This window comes from Streptomyces sp. NBC_01241 (assembly GCF_041435435.1).
Taxonomy (GTDB): Bacteria; Actinomycetota; Actinomycetes; order Streptomycetales; family Streptomycetaceae; genus Streptomyces.
Map to the genome: position 1 here is coordinate 1,260,798 of NZ_CP108494.1, position 16,252 is coordinate 1,277,049.

The 16,252-nt window shown below is 69.4% G+C and carries 11 protein-coding genes and 4 pseudogenes; 9 read left to right on the forward strand and 6 right to left on the reverse strand.

The genetic code is table 11. The annotated features are described in order from the left end of the window. Window positions 1–231 precede the first annotated feature (231 nt). On the reverse strand, window positions 232–2,058 hold the full coding sequence (locus OG306_RS05240) for a protein kinase domain-containing protein (protein ID WP_266744860.1): 1,827 nt from the start codon (window positions 2,056–2,058) through the stop codon (window positions 232–234). A 425-nt stretch (window positions 2,059–2,483) separates the two neighbouring features. Between OG306_RS05240 and OG306_RS05245 the strand changes: the two genes are divergently transcribed. Beyond that, window positions 2,484–2,813, forward strand: a complete 330-nt coding sequence (locus tag OG306_RS05245; protein WP_266744861.1) for a hypothetical protein — start codon at window positions 2,484–2,486, stop codon at window positions 2,811–2,813. Between the two features lie 567 nt (window positions 2,814–3,380). On the opposite strand, the pseudogene OG306_RS05250 reads toward OG306_RS05245, so the two are convergent. Further along, window positions 3,381–3,534: pseudogene (locus OG306_RS05250) on the reverse strand (HAD family phosphatase); the annotation flags it as partial. A gap of 129 nt (window positions 3,535–3,663) precedes the next feature. Between OG306_RS05250 and purB the strand changes: the two are divergent. The 5 genes and pseudogenes from purB to OG306_RS05275 all read left to right on the forward strand — a co-directional run bounded on the left by purB (window position 3,664) and on the right by OG306_RS05275 (window position 8,406). Continuing rightward, a complete protein-coding gene (gene purB, locus OG306_RS05255; RefSeq protein ID WP_266744862.1) occupies window positions 3,664–5,106 on the forward strand; it encodes an adenylosuccinate lyase in 1,443 nt (480 codons plus the stop codon). 19 nt (window positions 5,107–5,125) lie between these two features. Further along, window positions 5,126–5,686, forward strand: a complete 561-nt coding sequence (gene mug / locus OG306_RS05260) for a G/U mismatch-specific DNA glycosylase (RefSeq protein ID WP_266744863.1) — start codon at window positions 5,126–5,128, stop codon at window positions 5,684–5,686. 280 nt (window positions 5,687–5,966) lie between these two features. Further along, window positions 5,967–6,490, forward strand: a pseudogene (locus OG306_RS05265) (sensor histidine kinase); the annotation flags it as partial. A gap of 4 nt (window positions 6,491–6,494) precedes the next feature. Next, window positions 6,495–7,145, forward strand: a complete 651-nt coding sequence (locus tag OG306_RS05270) for a response regulator (RefSeq protein WP_266744864.1) — start codon at window positions 6,495–6,497, stop codon at window positions 7,143–7,145. A gap of 103 nt (window positions 7,146–7,248) precedes the next feature. Further along, a complete protein-coding gene (locus OG306_RS05275; RefSeq protein WP_266744865.1) occupies window positions 7,249–8,406 on the forward strand; it encodes an ROK family protein in 1,158 nt (385 codons plus the stop codon). A gap of 54 nt (window positions 8,407–8,460) precedes the next feature. On the opposite strand, the gene OG306_RS05280 is transcribed toward OG306_RS05275, so the two are convergent. Together OG306_RS05280 and OG306_RS05285 are read right to left on the reverse strand one after the other, a co-directional pair. Next, window positions 8,461–9,228, reverse strand: a complete 768-nt coding sequence (locus OG306_RS05280; RefSeq protein ID WP_266744866.1) for a GntR family transcriptional regulator — start codon at window positions 9,226–9,228, stop codon at window positions 8,461–8,463. Window positions 9,229–9,552: 324 nt separating this feature from the next. Then, window positions 9,553–10,437 carry an RNA polymerase sigma-70 factor gene (locus OG306_RS05285; protein ID WP_266744867.1) on the reverse strand — a complete coding sequence of 295 codons (885 nt, stop codon included), beginning with the start codon at window positions 10,435–10,437 and terminating at the stop codon, window positions 9,553–9,555. 126 nt (window positions 10,438–10,563) lie between these two features. On the opposite strand from OG306_RS05285, the pseudogene OG306_RS40890 reads away from it, so the two are divergent. Next, window positions 10,564–11,121: pseudogene (locus tag OG306_RS40890) on the forward strand (alpha/beta fold hydrolase); the annotation flags it as partial. On the opposite strand, the pseudogene OG306_RS05295 reads toward OG306_RS40890, so the two are convergent. After that, window positions 11,097–11,897: pseudogene (locus tag OG306_RS05295) on the reverse strand (DMT family transporter); the annotation flags it as partial. The pseudogenes OG306_RS40890 and OG306_RS05295 overlap by 25 nt on opposite strands. Window positions 11,898–11,944: 47 nt before the next feature. Between OG306_RS05295 and OG306_RS05300 the strand changes: the two are divergent. After that, window positions 11,945–13,462: a PLP-dependent aminotransferase family protein gene (locus OG306_RS05300; RefSeq protein ID WP_266744868.1), complete on the forward strand. Its 1,518-nt coding sequence runs from the start codon at window positions 11,945–11,947 to the stop codon at window positions 13,460–13,462. Window positions 13,463–13,538: 76 nt separating this feature from the next. Further along, complete coding sequence (locus tag OG306_RS05305) at window positions 13,539–15,017, forward strand: GNAT family N-acetyltransferase (protein WP_266744869.1); 1,479 nt, start codon at window positions 13,539–13,541, stop codon at window positions 15,015–15,017. Here OG306_RS05305 and OG306_RS05310 read toward each other — a convergent pair. Next, window positions 14,953–16,245 (reverse strand): trans-sulfuration enzyme family protein, encoded by a 1,293-nt coding sequence (locus OG306_RS05310; protein WP_266907249.1) that lies wholly within the window; start codon window positions 16,243–16,245, stop codon window positions 14,953–14,955. The two genes, OG306_RS05305 and OG306_RS05310, sit on opposite strands and share 65 nt — an antisense overlap. Between the last annotated feature and the right edge of the window lie 7 nt (window positions 16,246–16,252).

Genomic DNA, 16,252 nt, shown 5'->3' on the forward strand with positions numbered 1-16,252 from the left:
TCCCGGCGACGGCGCCCTGCCCGGGTCGAACCAGTGCGTGGTGTGGTCGGCCAGGGACGGCGGGGGCGAAGGGACGATGGAAAACCCCGGCCCACTCTCTCGCCACCTTCCAGGCGTGCAACCTGGATGCAGTGCAGTGGAGCAGGCCGACCGGGCTCCATCCCGCACGTTGCAGCAGCCGCCGCATCGGCGGCTTGGACGTCGGCGAGGGCGAACACCAGCAAACCAGCGTCAGTAGGGCACCGTGTCGCACAAGGTCTCCGCCCAGGCAGAGGCGCCGTACTCGTTGGCCGCGCGCACCGTGACGCAGATCTTGTCACCGGAGTACGGACCATTGATCGTGTAGCTGGTGCTGCCGGTCGAGTAGGTGGTGTCGACGTTCTTCTCGGTGAAATTGCTGCCCGTGTTGGTGTAGTGGATGTCGTACCTGGTCGCTCGGGAGATCGCCGGCCAGCTCACCTTGATCGGCATGTCGCACGCGCCGACACAGGAGTTGGTGTACGCAGCCTTGTAGCTCTTCATGGCTGGCGGCCGCGAGCCGGAGGACGAGCCGCCGGAGCTGGACGAATCTCCGCCGGCCGAGCCCGTTGAGCCGGACGGCCCCGTAGAGCCGGACCTACCGCTGGTACCGGTGCCGCCGCTGCGAGAGCCGCTCTCGCCACCCGATGAACTGCCGCCGCTCTTCCGGACGTTCGGCCTGTCCGGCCCGCCCTCGTCGTCCTTCCCCTTCTCGCCGTCCACGCCCTTGCCGTCGCCCCCGCCCTTCCCGTTTTCTCCCTTGGAAGGTGAACTGCTCGGCGCGCTCGTCACGTTGCGCTCACGAGGAGCGGCGCTCGCGCTGCTGCTCGGTGACTGGGCGTGCGTTCCATCCCCGCTGCCACCCTCAAGGGGCTGGAGCAGGACGACCGTGCCGCCGCCGACGGTGATGACGGCAACGATGGGCAGAACGATGAGCCTGCGGCGTCGGCGGGGCCGCCGTTCGTGCTCCCGCCGTCGCGTCGTGGTGGCGTTGTCCGCCGGGACGACTTCGGGAGGCCCGCCCCGCGGCCGCAGCCCGACGGTCGCCAGGTCCACGGGCTCCTCCCGCAGCGGCGCCGCCTCCGCGTCGAGCATCCGTGCGGACTGCTGCGCGAGGTGCGCGACGACATCGGCAGGCAGCCAGGCGCCGCCCGCGGTGCGCGGACGCGGCCGCTCAGGGTCCTCCAACAGCTCGTCGACGTCCGGTCGTTCGTCGATGCCCTTCGTCAGACACCGGGTGATGAACGCCCGCAGCGCGGCGTCCTCGACACGCGTCAGGTCGGGCTCGCCCTCCACGATCTGGAACATCACCGCGTGCTGATTGCTTGCCCCCTGCCCGAACGGCAGCTGCCCGGTCGCCGCATACGTCAGCACGCACCCGAGGGTGAACACGTCACTCTTGGCCCCCGCGCGCTGCCCGTACACCTGCTCCGGCGACATGAACCCGGGAGAGCCGATGGCCATCCCCGTACTGGTCAACAAGGACTCGACGGACGTCTCGAGCGCACGCGCGATCCCGAAGTCGATGACCTTCGTGCCGTCCACGGTGAGCATCACGTTGGACGGCTTCAGGTCGCGGTGCACGATTCCGGCGCCGTGAATGTCCTTGAGTGCCTTCAGCAACCCGTCGGCGAGGGCGTGCAGGGACGCGGTCGGCAACGGCCCGTGCAGTCGCACGACTTGCTCGAGCGAGAGCCCGGGAACGTACCCCGTGGCGACCCACGGCGATTCGTCGCCCGGACCCGCGTCCAGCACCGGCGCCGTGTACCGCTCACCGACCCTCCGCGCCGCCTCGATCTCCCGCCGGAACCGCGCCCTGAACTGCTCGTCGGACACGTGCTCTTCGTGCACCACCTTCACGGCTACGGTCCGCCCGCTGTCCGACCGTGCGAGGAACACCCGTCCCATGCCACCGGCACCAAGCCGCCCGAGCAGCAGATACGGCCCGATGCGCGCGGGGTCGCTCACCGCGAGCGGCTTGATACCCCCGTCGACGCTGTCGTCCCGCTCGTCACGTCCGTCCCTGCTCGTAGCACTCATGATGGTGCGGCTCCCCCGCTCTTCCGCCTGGTCAACGGCGTAACTCGAATGAGAATAGACGTTGTTGATGTACCCGGTGAAATGGTGGGACGCGTTGTACGAACGGGACGGTTCTCAGCGGCATCAGCGAAGTGCAGTACTGATTCTTTCGCCACCCAGGTCGGCGCCTTGGCGCCCCAAATGATCAGAAATTGACTTCGCCCAACTCGCTCAGCAGTCCGGATTGGGCAAGCCCAGGGATGAGCGACGCCGACATCGGGGCTGCCGACGGGGAAAGCACAAGGCGTTCCACAATGCCGACCGTGCAGTTCGAAGTGATATCCGCGCCGGCCGCGTCAGGTGCCCCAGTCTTGGGTGTGTCCGCTGCTCTCGTCGTCGGCTTACGTCGAGCCCAGGCCGCTAGGCATGCGACGGAGGCGGCCTCCGTGTCGGCCCGCGAACAATGGCGCAACAGTAATCGCCGCGAAGCGGCCGGGACGTTCCTCGTCGAGGTCGAGCGGCAACTTGAGGAGGCCGCCGCATCCGAAGACCGGAGACCCCCAGAAGACTTGAACGAGGTCACTCGGATGCGGCGGGCCTTGTGGCGCTCGTTGGCCATCGTCCGGATCGAAGGCCCGCAGGCACTCTCCGACGCCGCGGTGGTTGTGGTGGTGGTCCAGCAGACCGTGGACCGCATTCCTTCTCACACCATGGCCAACCACCGCAGGCGCCGCCCGAAGCCGCCGCTCCGGGCCCCGGGCCGACGAGGGGAATGAGGTGGCGAAGAATGCCTTTCGGGAAATTAACAGCCCCATGCGGCGCAACCGCATGGTGGATGATGCGGCTCGGAAGGAGCTGGGGGAGAGCGGCCTTCTACCTCGGGCGCGGTTGAGCATCCTCGTCCACCAGATCGACCTGGCCGCTGGGCCCATGTCGAATGAAACCTCTCCGTTCAGCGACTCCCACCAGCGCACCGCACTGACGGCTGCCTGGCGAGCTCATGCCGTCCCGGCCTCTCCCCACCTGTTCGACGCACTCCTACGACTGCCCTTGCCCGGACTGCGCACGCGCACACGATCTCCTGGGCCGGCAACCCACCAGAACAGCCGGGGAGGCGGCCGAGTCGTTCCTCAGTGGCGTACGACGCGGCGAGGAAACTGCTCCGCTTACCGCGAAGCAGTGGGGCTGTTCGGGGCCCTCGTGCGTGGACCGGGCGTACGGTGACCGGAGTGGGACAGACCCTAGAAGACTCATCAAGATCTTCGTGAGTCTTCTAGCCAGACGGCCCTGTCCGCCCAGGCATGGGCCCATGCCTGGGGTTACGGATCAGCCACAGTGCGCAGTCACAGGTCGGCCTGGTCAGCCCCCTCTACGGCCGGTCGAGGTCCCCACGCCAAGCACGCGCATGCCTGCCCTCCGGGCCGACTCGACGCCGGTGGCCGAGTCTTCCACAGCCATCGCCTCCTCCGGCCGCACGCCGCACAAAACACCGGCCCGGGGCCGTTTCGCCTCAGACGCGTCTCACACACTGTGTGCGAGACGGTGGTCCTGGAGCCCCTGACCTGGACTTTATGGACTTTGTGGACACTCACGAACCACTGAGGACGACAGGTAAACTCTGGACACGTGACTGCTGTGTCTGCGAAGCCTCGCATCCCCAATGTCCTGGCCGGCCGCTACGCCTCCACGGAGCTGGCCGTCCTCTGGTCCCCCGAGCAGAAGGTGAAGCTGGAACGCCGGCTGTGGCTGGCGGTGCTGCGCGCTCAGAAGGACCTCGGGATCGAGGTGCCGGACGCCGCCCTCACCGATTACGAACGTGTCATCGACCAGGTCGACCTGGCCTCGATCGCCGAGCGCGAAAAAGTCACCCGCCACGACGTCAAGGCGCGGATCGAGGAGTTCAACGCCCTCGCCGGCCACGAGCAGGTCCACAAGGGAATGACCTCCCGGGACCTCACCGAGAACGTCGAACAGCTTCAGATCCGGCTCTCCCTGGAGCTGATGCGCGACCGCACGGTGGCGGTCCTGGCCCGGCTCGGCAAGCTTTCGGGCGAGTACCGCGAGCTGGTCATGGCCGGCCGCTCCCACAACGTCGCCGCCCAGGCGACCACGCTCGGCAAGCGCTTCGCTACCGCGGCGGACGAGCTCCTGGTGGCCTACGGGCGGCTTGAGGACCTGTTGGACCGCTACCCGCTGCGGGGCATCAAGGGGCCCGTGGGCACGGCCCAGGACATGCTCGACCTGCTGGGCGGCGACGCCGGAAAGCTCGCCGACCTCGAGCAGCGCATCGCCGCACACCTCGGATTCACCCAGGCCTTCACGTCGGTCGGCCAGGTCTACCCCCGCTCACTCGACTACGACGTGGTGACCGCGCTCGTACAGTTGGCCGCGGCGCCCTCGTCGGTCGCGAAGACGATCCGTCTGATGGCCGGGCACGAGCTGGTGACCGAGGGCTTCAAGCCCGGCCAGGTCGGCTCGTCCGCGATGCCGCACAAGATGAACACCCGCTCGTGCGAGCGTGTCAACGGCCTGATGGTGATCCTGCGCGGCTACGCGTCGATGACCGGTGAACTGGCGGGCGACCAGTGGAACGAGGGCGATGTGTCCTGCTCCGTGGTCCGCCGCGTGGCGCTCCCCGACGCGTTCTTCGCATTCGATGGTCTGCTGGAGACCTTCTTGACGGTGCTCGACGAGTTCGGTGCGTTCCCGGCCGTTGTCGCCCGTGAACTCGACCGCTATCTGCCCTTCCTCGCCACGACCAAGGTCTTGATGGGTGCGGTGCGCGCTGGTGTCGGCCGTGAGGTCGCCCACGAGGCGATCAAGGAGAACGCGGTTGCCTCGGCCCTGGCCATGCGCGAGCAGGGCGCCGAGCGCAACGAACTGCTCGACAAGCTGGCCGCCGACGACCGCATCCCGCTGGACCGCGCCCAGCTGGACGCACTGATGGCCGACAAGCTCTCCTTCACGGGGGCGGCGGGCGACCAGGTCAACGCGCTGATCTCGCGCATCGAAGAGATCGCCAAGCAACATCCCGAGGCCGCCGGTTACACGCCGGGCTCCATCCTCTGACGGCCACCACCACACCCGGATGACACCCGAAGATCTCCAGGCCGCCCACGACCGCACCGTTCCCGATGTGGTCGCGGGCGGTCTGCGTGTGCTGTTCTGCGGGATCAATCCGAGCCTGATGACAGGGGCGACGGGCCACCACTTCGCCCATCCCGGCAACCGCTTCTGGCCGGTACTCCATCAATCGGGCTTCACCCCTCGGCAGCTGAAGCCGGCGGAACAGACCGAGCTGCTGCGTTACGGCCTGGGCATCACCAATGTGGTGGCCCGGGCCACCGCACGGGCGGACGAGCTCTCCACCGAGGAGTTCCGGGAAGGCGGACAGATCCTCGCAGCCAAGGTCGAGCAACTGCGACCCCGGTGGCTGGCCGTCGTGGGGGTCACCGCGTACCGCACGGCCTTCGGCAGACGGACCGCCCGGATCGGTCCGCAGGACCACACGATCGGCGGCGCGCGCGTCTGGGCCCTGCCCAACCCCAGTGGCCTGAACGCCCACTGGACCGCTCAGACGATGGCGGAGGAGTACGGGCGTCTCCGCGCCTTCGTCGAGCAGAACACCCTCACCGCCGAAGAAGCCTGACAGCCTCGGCAACTCCACAAAGACTCGACACCGATGGCCACACAGCTGTGGCTGCGACTGTGCTCGTCGCTGTGGGTGACGGCGGCTGTGGCTGTCCTTGTGGCTGCGACCCGCGGCGCTGGCCGCGACTACGACCGTCATCGTGCTGTGAGGGTGTCCGTGCCCGACCACAGCAAGGGAGGCCGGAGGGGTGACCAGCCCGGCCTTCGACCAGCCCGTACGTAGACGGTCGAGCCCCCCAACTGGCCGACTCAGCTACCGAGGCCCGTCGCTGGGCGGGGCGGGTGCGGCACGTGCGGCTCGCGACCCGGAGTTCACCGAGCGGGCACTTGTCGCGTCGAGGAGACCGGCCGGGAGGCGCTCGACGATCTGGAGCGTGTTCTGCGGGTGCTGCGCGAATCGGGGGCTCCGGTGGGACAGCAGCCGACCCTCGCGGAAGCGCACCGGCTCCTGGACTCCGCTCGTGGTTCGGGGGCGGAGATCGATGCGGATGTGTCCGGTCCACTGGAGCAGGTTCCGGGGGCGGTCTCCCGTGAGGGATACCGCATCCTTCAGGAGTCCCTCACCAATGTGCTGCGTCACTCCGGGACGGTTCCCGTCCGGGTACGGATCAGCGTCACCAACGGCCGGCTGGAGTTGGAGGTGGCCAATCCGCTGACCGGTTCGGCGGGTACACCTGGAGGTGGGAGCGGCTTGCGGGGCATCCGTGAGCGGGCCGCGTTGCTGGGCGGAGTAGCCAAGACAGGTGCGCACGACGGCGAATGGCGCGTGCACGCAAGCCTTCCGTTGAACGGCCTAGGCTGACCTGATGCCGGTTACCGTTCTTCTGGTCGACGACGAACCCCTCGTCCGCACGGGGCTGCGCGCGGTGCTTGAGGCTCAGCCCGATATCGAGGTGGTGGGCGAGGCGGGTGACCGCGCCGCTGTGATCCCGTTGCTGCGTCAGCTGCGCCCCGATGTGGTGGCCATGGACGTCAGGATGCCGCTGATGGACGGCATCGAGGCGACGCGGGTGGTGCTGCGCACCGTGCCGGATCCGCCGAAGATCCTGGTGGTCACCACATTCGAGAACGACGAGTATGTGTACGAGGCGCTGCGTGCCGGAGCGGACGGTTTTCTCCTCAAACACGCCCGGCCGGCAGAGATCGTGCATGCGGTGCGCCTGGTCGCAGAGGGCGAGTCTCTGTTGTTCCCGGCGGCGGTCCGGCAGCTCGCCGCCGAGTACGGCACGAGCAAAGCGCGGGCGGCCATGGACCGGGCATCGCTGACCGAGCGGGAGGCGGCGATCCTCCGGCTGATGGCCCGTGGTCTGTCGAACGCGGAGATCGCAACCAAGCTCGTGGTCGGTGTCGAGACGGTGAAGACCCATGTCAGCGCCGTACTGGCCACGTTGGGTGCGAGGGACCGCACCCAGGCGGTGATCGCTGCGTACGAGTCGGGGTTCGTCGCTCCGAGCTGATGACCGCCGCCTCCGGATATCCGTTCCGGCCCGCGGTCGCCCTGTACCCGGGCAGCGAGTACGATCCGCCTGACATGCGCAGCACGAGCTGGGAGGACACACCGTGGGCCGGCTGACCGGTGGGGATCCGTCGCTGCTGCGACGGATCAATTCCGCGGTGGTACTGCATGCCCTCCGCGGCGCCGACTCCCCCACTCTCACGGACCTCACCCGGATCACGGGTCTGTCCCGGCCGACGGTCGAAGGCGTCATGGAGGGGCTCTTCGAGGCCGGGCTGGTCGTCGAGTCGGTGCCCGACGGCGGCGAGGCGCGGCGGCAGGGGCGGCCGGCTCGTCGGTTCCGGTTCCGCGCCGAGGCCGGGCATCTGCTCGGTATCGAGATCGGCCCGCATCGGATCTCCGCTCTGCTGTCGGGGCTGGACGGCCGGATCATCGGGGCGGGCTCACGCGAGGTGTCGGAGACGGCCTGCGCCGACGACCGGCTCGACAAGGTCAGGGCCGTGGTCGCCGATGTTCTCCGGCGGACGGGTGTGGCCCGGAGCAGTCTGCGTGCGGTCGGCGTCGGCAGCCCGGGCATTGTGGAGGCCGACGGGACCGTTCGGCTGGGCACGGCACTGCCGGACTGGACGGGTCTGGCGCTGGGCGAGCGGCTGAGGCGCTCCTTCCGCTGTCCCGTCCTCGTGGAGAACGACGCCAATGCCGCAGCGGTCGCGGAGCATTGGAAGGGCGCGGCCACTGAAACGGACGACATCGTGTTCGTCCTGGCCGGGCTGAGCCCGGGCGCCGGTTCGCTGATCGGCGGAAGGCTGCACCGGGGTTTCGGCGGCGCGGCAGGGGAGATCGGCGCGCTGCATCTCCTCGGCCGCGAGGCGACGCCGGAGAGCCTTCTGTCGACGACGGACACACCGTTGGACCCGTTGGACGAGCCTGCGGTCGCCGCTGTGTTCGCGAAGGCACGGCATGGCGATGTCCGGGCGCAGGCGGCGGTGGAGCGGTTCATTCAGCGTCTGGTGCACGATGTCGCGGCGCTGGTGCTGGCGCTGGACCCCGAGCTGGTGGTGATCGGCGGCTGGGCCGCCGGACTGGACGGAGTACTGGACCCGCTCCGCCGTGAGCTGGCCCGCTACTGCCTCAGGCCACCACGGGTCACGCTGTCGCTGCTCGGCGAGGCGGCGGTGGCGACGGGCGCGCTTCGGCTCGCTCTCGACCATGTAGAGGAACAGCTCTTCGCCGTGGAGGGAACGGTGACGGCCCGCCGCTGAGTGCGACGGGCCGTAGGCGAACTGAACGTCTCGGGCAGGCGGTGGCCTGCCTTGTCAGGATGCCTGGCGCTCCTGGTCGTGATGGCTGATCTCCAGGTCGCCCGAGTCGCCGAAGGTGAGCCTGCAGGTGTCGGCCCGGTAAGTGGCGACGGAGAGCGCAGCGGTGCCACCGGCCGCGAGGTAGCGGGTGGTGACGACGAGAACGGGGGCGCCGGGAAGCCGGTCGAGCTCCTTGGCATCGTCCGCACGCGCCGAGCCGAGCTCCACGGAACGGTCCTGGCCGTCGAGGCCGAGCCGGTGCAGTTCGCGCAGGACGCTGCGGGCCCGGGCAGGGCCGGAGGGGGCGTCGATCGCGGAGAGTTCGGGGACGGACGACGACGGGACATACAGGAGTTCCGCCGCGACTGCCTGTCCGTGGGTGACCCGGATCCGGCGGACGGTGTGTACCGGCTCGTCGCTCTCCACGTCGAGCACGGCCACCACTGATGCCGGTGCGATCGCCGTCGTGCAGTCCACGGGCTGCCATGCCTCGCCGGCACCGCCGCCGGCCCAGTCGCGCTGCGCCGTGGAGACGGCGACCCCGACGCGCGGCGGGGCGACAGTGGTCCCGACGCCACGACGGCGTTGCAGTCGGCCTTCGAGTTCGAGCTGTTCCAGAGCTTGCCGGAGTGTCGCCCGGGCGACTCCGAACCGGGCGGCGAGTTCACGCTCGTTGGGAAGGATCTCGCCCACCGCAAAGTCCGAGTCGAGTGCCTCACTGAGCACGGTCTTGAGGTGCCAGTACTTCGGCTCCTGCACCGTTTCCAGCTGCGTGGTCCCCACCCTGTCCTCCGCAATCGCCCAGCGGCTATTCCGCGACGTTATTTATTAAAGGTTCCTGTCTTAACGTGGAGACCATAGGACGGGACACCCCCTTGGTCAAGACCAATCCTCCTTCGGTCACGCAGCGAAACGGACCTCTGCCGCAGAGCGTTCACAGAACGTTCTTGGTGCCGTGAGCCGCCCGCAGCACAAGGCCCCACGGCCGGCCCGCGTGGGGCTTCGGCAACCGTGGGGCTTCGAGGCAGGGCGGCAGGTGGATTCCCGTGCGAACCGGAGGCGCTTGCGCCGGCTGGAAGCGCGCGTTCCAGCGGCCGGAAGGTGCGGCTACTCCCCAGCCAGACAAGCGAGCTTGTCAGGATTACGCACGATATACACGCACTGAATGAGCCCATCCCTTACATCCACCTGGAAGACGGAGTCGGGTCTTCCGCCCGAGAGCACCAGCAGGCCCGGCCCGCCGTTGAGCTCCAGGAATCGGATGTCGAAGTCCGGGACCTGATCGCGAACGACCGCGAAGAGGAAACGGCCGACCTTGTCGGCGCTCTCGATGACCCGTAGCGGCGCCTTGGACTTTCCACCACTGTCACCGACGAGCCGTACATCGGGCGCGAGAAGGATCAGCAGCTCCTCGATGTCGCCGCCCGCCGCCGCGGCGAGGAACCTCTCCGTAAGGTCACGACGGTGGGCCGGGTCGACGTCGTAGCGCGGCTTGCGCTCCTCGACATGGCGCCGCGCGCGTCCCGCGAGCTGGCGTACCGCCGCCTCGGACCGGTCGAGCGTGGTGGCGATCTCCGCGTACGGGAATCCGAAGGCCTCGCGCAGAACGAAGACGGCCCGTTCCAGAGGTGACAGCGATTCGAGGACGACCAGCACTGCGACCGACACGGAATCGGCGAGAACGGCCCGTTCCGCGGTGTCGGGCACGGCCGGACCGAAGTCGGTGACCAGGGGCTCCGGCAGCCACGGCCCGACATACGCCTCGCGCCGCGACTTCGCCTGCCGTAGTCGGTCGATGGCCAGTCGCGTGGTGACCCTTACGAGGAAGGCGCGCGGCTCCCGCACATCCTCGCGCGATGCCGACGACCAGCGCAGCCACGCTTCCTGCACGACATCCTCGGCGTCGGCGACCCTGCCCAGCATGCGGTAGGCAACCCCGGTGAGCACGGAGCGGTGCTCCTCGAAGACGTCGGTCGTGGTGTCAGCTGTCACTCCTTCATCCCAGCCGACCCACCGCACCCTGTCCAGCACGAATCACCCAGCCGCTTGAACTGCAAGCTACCGATCGGTAATTGTTATGTACGAGAGCTCCACGTCACGTTCAGGCATGGCCTGTTCATGCCGGATCATCCCGCGAGCACCCGCACGGCCACCACGGTCTCGTTCGACATCGACTCACCGAGAGGCCCTCGGAGCGTGTCCGTGGCGTATGAACGGACCGGTTCCGGTGAGCCGTTACTGCTGCTCCACGGCATTGGCCACCACCGTCAGGCCTGGGATCCGGTACTGCCCGTACTGCCCGTACTGACCGCGGAACGCGACGTGATCGTCGTGGACCTTCCCTGTTTCGGTACCTCTCCGGCGCTGCCCGAGGGGGTTTCGTTCGACCTGGCGAGTGCGGTCCCGGTGCTCGGTGCGTTCTGCGCGCAGCTCGGGCCGGACCGTCCGCACGTGGCGGGCAATTCGCTCGGCGGTCTGCCGGCGGAGGAACTGGCAACGACGATCCGGCCCTCGTGGCGCGCGTCATCCTCGACACCAGTCGCTGAATCGGCGCCCGGCGCCACGTCGCGTCCCGCCAGGAATCCGGAACCCAGCGCCACGCCCAGACCGACCAGAAGACTGCCGCCGGCCTGCGGGATGCCGTACGAACCGGTGCCGACGAGCGGTGCGGTGAGCGCGGCGGTGACCGGGATCAGGCCGGAGAAGAGCGTGGCGCGTTCGGCGCCGATGCGCTGCATGCCCATGTACCAGCAGACGAAACCGACGACGGTGACCACGGCCGCCTGCCAGAGCAGCGCCATCGCCTCGCCGGGTGTCGGCGCCCGCAGAACGCCCCCGCCATCGAGCAGTACACCGAGCAGCACGGACTCCGCGGCGGCGATGCCGCAGACCGTGGCGGACAGCAGCTTCGGCCCCAGCGGGCGCAGTACCGGTACGGCAAGGACGGCGAAGCCGACCTCGCCCGCCAACGCGCCGACCGAACAGAGGATGCCCGCCAGGTCCGTACGGCCCCACCCCTGGACGGTGAACGCTCCGACAGCGACGAGTACGGCCGCGTACAGGACCATTCGCGTCGGCCGACGCCCGTCCAGCAGCGGCACGAGAACGGCGACGAGGATCGGAGCGCAGCCGACGAACACCCCTGGAACAGCGGGTTCCGCGGAGCGTTCCGCGCCGAGGACGGCCAGATTGAAGCCGACCATGCCGACGGCTGCCAGCAGCGCGAGCCGTCCCCACTCGCGCAGGGTGAGGGCACGCAGCGCGGCAGCCGGGCGGGACGGGCCGTCACGGGCCAGGAGTGGCAGGAGCAAGAGCGCCGCACACCCGTACCGCAGTGCCTGGCCGCCCGCGTACGGGTAGTCGCCGAGGACGCTGTTGGCGGTGAAGGATGCACCCACGAGCATGCAGGCGAAGGCTGCGAGGAGCGACCCGCGCAGAGAAGTGACGTTCATGGAGTCGACGCTAGGCAGCCGTGCGGTCCGGTTTAAGGTCCACTTTCATGATGTCTTCGGGGACCAATCCGTCATCGGACCGTGTGGAGACCGGGGATTTCGGCTCCGCGGCCTGGGAGTTGCTCCTGCCGGCTGCCGCTGCCCCGGCACGTCGGCGCGGTCGCGCGCTCCAGTCGGCACTGCGCGAAGCCGTACGCTCCGGCCGTCTTGTTCCGGGTACGAGGCTGCCCTCCAGCCGGGCGCTCGCCGTCGATCTGCGGGTATCGCGGGGACTGGTCACCGAGGCGTACGAACAACTCACCGCGGAGGGTTACCTGCGCAGCGGACGGGGTGCGGGCACATGGGTGAGCGGGACTGTTCGGGCCGCCACGCCGGGCGCGCGCGATCGCGCTCCGCGCGCGCCCGCCGCACGTGTGGACTTCCGTCCTGGTACGCCGGATCTCTCGCTGTTTCCGCGCAGCGCGTGGGCCGCCACCTACCATTCGGTGCTCGGCCGGCTGCCGCACAGCGCACTCGGTTACCCCGATCCGCGCGGGCTGCCCGAACTGCGCGAAGCTCTGGCCGCCCTGCTGACCAGGCGCCGGGGAGTGGTCGCCGATCCGGAGCGCTTGGTGGTGTGCTCCGGCGTGGCGCAGGCGATGACGCTCCTCGGGTTCGTTCTGCACGGGCGGGGCATACGGGCCGTCGGCGTCGAGGACCCCGGCAGCCCCGAGCACGCCGCACTGTTCGCATCGGCCGGCATCGCCACCACAGGGCTGCCGCTCGACGGCGAGGGACTGGCCGCCGAGGCTCTCGGACGCTCAGGGGTCGGCGCGGTCGTGACCACTCCGGCACACCAGTTCCCCACCGGAATCGCCTACTCCGCCACCCGACGGGGCAGGCTTCTGGACTGGGCACGCACCACGGACGGGCTGATCGTGGAGGACGACTACGACGGCGACTTCCGCTACGATCGCGCGCCCGTCGGCTCGCTGCAGGGTCTCGACCCGGAACATGTCGCGTACACCGGTTCGGTGAGCAAATCGCTGGCCCCGGGGCTACGGCTGGGCTGGCTGCTCGCACCGGCGTCGATGACCGACGAGATCGTGGCGCGCAAACGCACGATGGATCTGGGCAATCCGGCCGTCGACCAGGCGGTCCTCGCCGACTTCATCGGGCGCGGCGGCTACGACCGGCAGTTGCGCCGCTGCCAGCGCGCCTACCGTGAGCGCCGCGACACGATGACCTCGGCGTTGGCACAGCACTTCCCCGGTACCGAGGTGAGCGGGATCGCCGCCGGTCTGCACATCATCGCCCGGCTGCCCGAACGGTACGGCCCCGAGCCGGTGTTCCTGGCGCGCGCGGACGAGGCGTCAGTGGCCCTGCGGCCACTGAGCGACTTCGGCACTCTGCCCTTCGCGGAACGAACGGTGAACCTGGTGCTCGGCTACGCGCATCTGCCGCCCCCGGACATCGCCGAGGGGGTGCGGTTGCTGGCGGCGGCTCACGGCCCGGGCTCGGAGGCCCCGCCGTACTCCTCCGAACCGCAATCGATCAAGACACCAATCAGCCAAAATAGGCAATAGGGGACTAGATCCACACTTAACCCATCAGTCACAGAGCGTTCGTGATCAGGCAACACCGCTCAGTCACAGTGAAGGCATGACTGATGCGACCTCCGCCAGGACTGCCCGCCGCTCCCACCACTGGCGGCGGGACGTGACCGAACTGGCCGCGCTGTTCACCGCCGTCGCGGTGGCCGACGCGATCGCCAACCTGATCGGGCACCAGCCGGACGGACCGTATCTCCTGATCGCCTCGGCCGTGGCCCTGGCTGTGACGGTCACGTTCCACACCTGGTGGGCGCGGCGCCACAGCCACGCCCCGCCACCGGCCGGCACCGACCTCATCACTGAGACCGGCGACACCGACTGCACGGCCCCCTACGACCACACCAACAGCAACACCGCCAACAACACCCACAGCGGCCACGACAGCCACACCACCGCGCTCGCGACCGCCACCGCCGCCACGGGCCCCTCCCGCGAGGACACGGTGCTGTGGCGGATGCGTACGACCGTTCGGGACGTCCCGGGCAGTCTGGCCGCGCTGTGCAGCACGCTCGCCCAGCACCGGGTCGACATCCTCACCCTGCAGACGCACCCGCTGACACAGGGCACGGCCGACGAGTTCCTGCTGCGCGCCCCCGCCCCGCTCCAGACCCAGCAGCTCAGCCGGGCGATCTCCGCAGCGGGGGGCGGCTCGACCTGGATCGAGCGGGCGGACGCGCACGATCTGGTGGACGCCCCGACACGCATCCTGGGTCTCGCCACGCGTACGGCCCTGGATGCGGCCGAACTCCCCCTTGCCTTGCGTCAGTTGCTCGGCCGCTGCACGATCCACTCGCTGCCCGCCGTATCGATCACCGGCCATGCAACGGGTGAGACCGCCCCGGTGGAGGGTGTGCTGGAGGAGACGGTGATACGGCTGCGCGACCCGTCCGGAGGCGCCATCACCATCGAGCGGCCCTATCTTCCGTTCACTCCGACCGAGTTCGCCCGGGCCCGCGCCCTGGTGGAGCTGGATGCCCGGCTCGGCCCCCGCGTCCCGCGCAGCGAGCACGTTCTCACGCTCCCCGAGGGCAACGAGATCACCGTGCGCCGCGCGGACCAGGGCGACCTCGGAGCCGCCCGCGCCATGCATGACCGCTGCTCCGAGCGGACCCTGCGACTGCGGTACCACGGCCCGGTCCGTGACGCCGACCGATACCTGGACCACCTGCTGAGCCCCCGCTTCGGCCGCACCCTGGCGGTGCAGACGGCCTCGGGCCGGCTGGTCGCCCTCGGCCACCTCCTGTGGGACGGTGACGAGACCGAGGTCGCCCTCCTCGTCGAGGACGAGTGGCAGCGCCGCGGGATCGGCTCCGGACTCCTCGGCCGCCTGGTGGCGCTCGCCATCGAGGCAGGCTGCGAGAGCGTCTACGCCGTCACCCAGTCGTCCAACACCGGCATGGTCGCGGCCATGCGCGCGCTGTCCCTGCCGCTGGACTACCAGATCGAGGAGGGCACGCTGGTCATCACCGCCCGGCTGGATGCGACTCCCGTCCGTTCGCTGCCGCCGTACGAGCAGGCCGGCCGCTGACACCCCCCTTTTGACCGACGTCCTGCCGGCCGACGCCGTGCTGACCGCCCTCCTCGCGGCCGCCCGGCCCCTGTGAGCTCAGCGCCTGGCACAGGTCGGCCCACAGATCCTCGACATCCTCCAGACCGACCGACATCCGCAGCAGCCGGTCCCCGACGCCGGACGCCTGACGGTCTCCCTCATCCACGATGCGGTGGCTGATGGAGGCCGGATGCTGGATCAGGGTGTCCACACTGCCGAGACTGACCGCGGGCGTGACGAGCCGTACGGCCGAAATCACCCGGTGTGGATCCCCGTACACCTCGAACGAGACCATCGCCCCGCCCAGTTTCGGGTAGTGGACCCGGGCGATACGCGGATCGGCCTTGAGCCGGCGGGACAGTTCGGCGGCGCTCGCGGAAGCCGCTCTCACCCGCACCGGGAGTGTGGCGAGCCCGCGCAGCAGCAGGTATCCGGCCATCGGATGCAGCACTCCGCCGGTGGCGAAGCGGACCTGCCGCAGACGGGCCGCGAACTCCTCGTCACAGGCGACGACGCCACCCATCACATCGCCGTGCCCGCCGAGGTATTTGGTGGCGCTGTGCAGCACGATCCGCGCGCCGTGCTCGACGGGACGCTGGAGCACGGGTGTGGCGAACGTGTTGTCGACGAGCAGCGGCACGGAACCGCAGGAGTGCGCGATGGCCCGGATGTCGACCTCGGCGAGCGTCGGGTTGGCGGGCGTCTCCACCATCACCAGACCCGTGTCCGGACGGAGCGCCTCCGCGATGCCCGCCGGGTCGGTCCAGGTCACTTCGGTGCCCAGCAGACCGGCGCCGAGCAGGTGATCGCTGCAGCCGTAGAGCGGCCGGACGGCGACCACATGACGCAGTCCCATGCTTGCCCTGACCAGCAGGACTGCGGTGAGCGCCGCCATTCCGCTGGCGAAGGACACCGCGCTCTGCGCACCTTCGAGCCGGGCGAGGGCGGTCTCGAAACGGGCCGTCGTCGGGTTGTCCAGCCGCGCGTAGACGGGCGGCCCTTCAAGTCTCGCGCCGGTGGCGGCGAAGGTGTCGATCCGCTCGGCCTCGCCCCTGGAGTCGTACGAGGGGTAGGTGGTGGACAGATCGATCGGCGGGGCGTGCAGGCCGAGCGCCGCGAGATCGTCGCGGCCCGCGTGCACGGCTTCGGTGGCCAGCGCCCTGGACGGGGTTGTCGTCGAGGGCGCCATCGAGGCTTCAGTGTCCATGACAGCA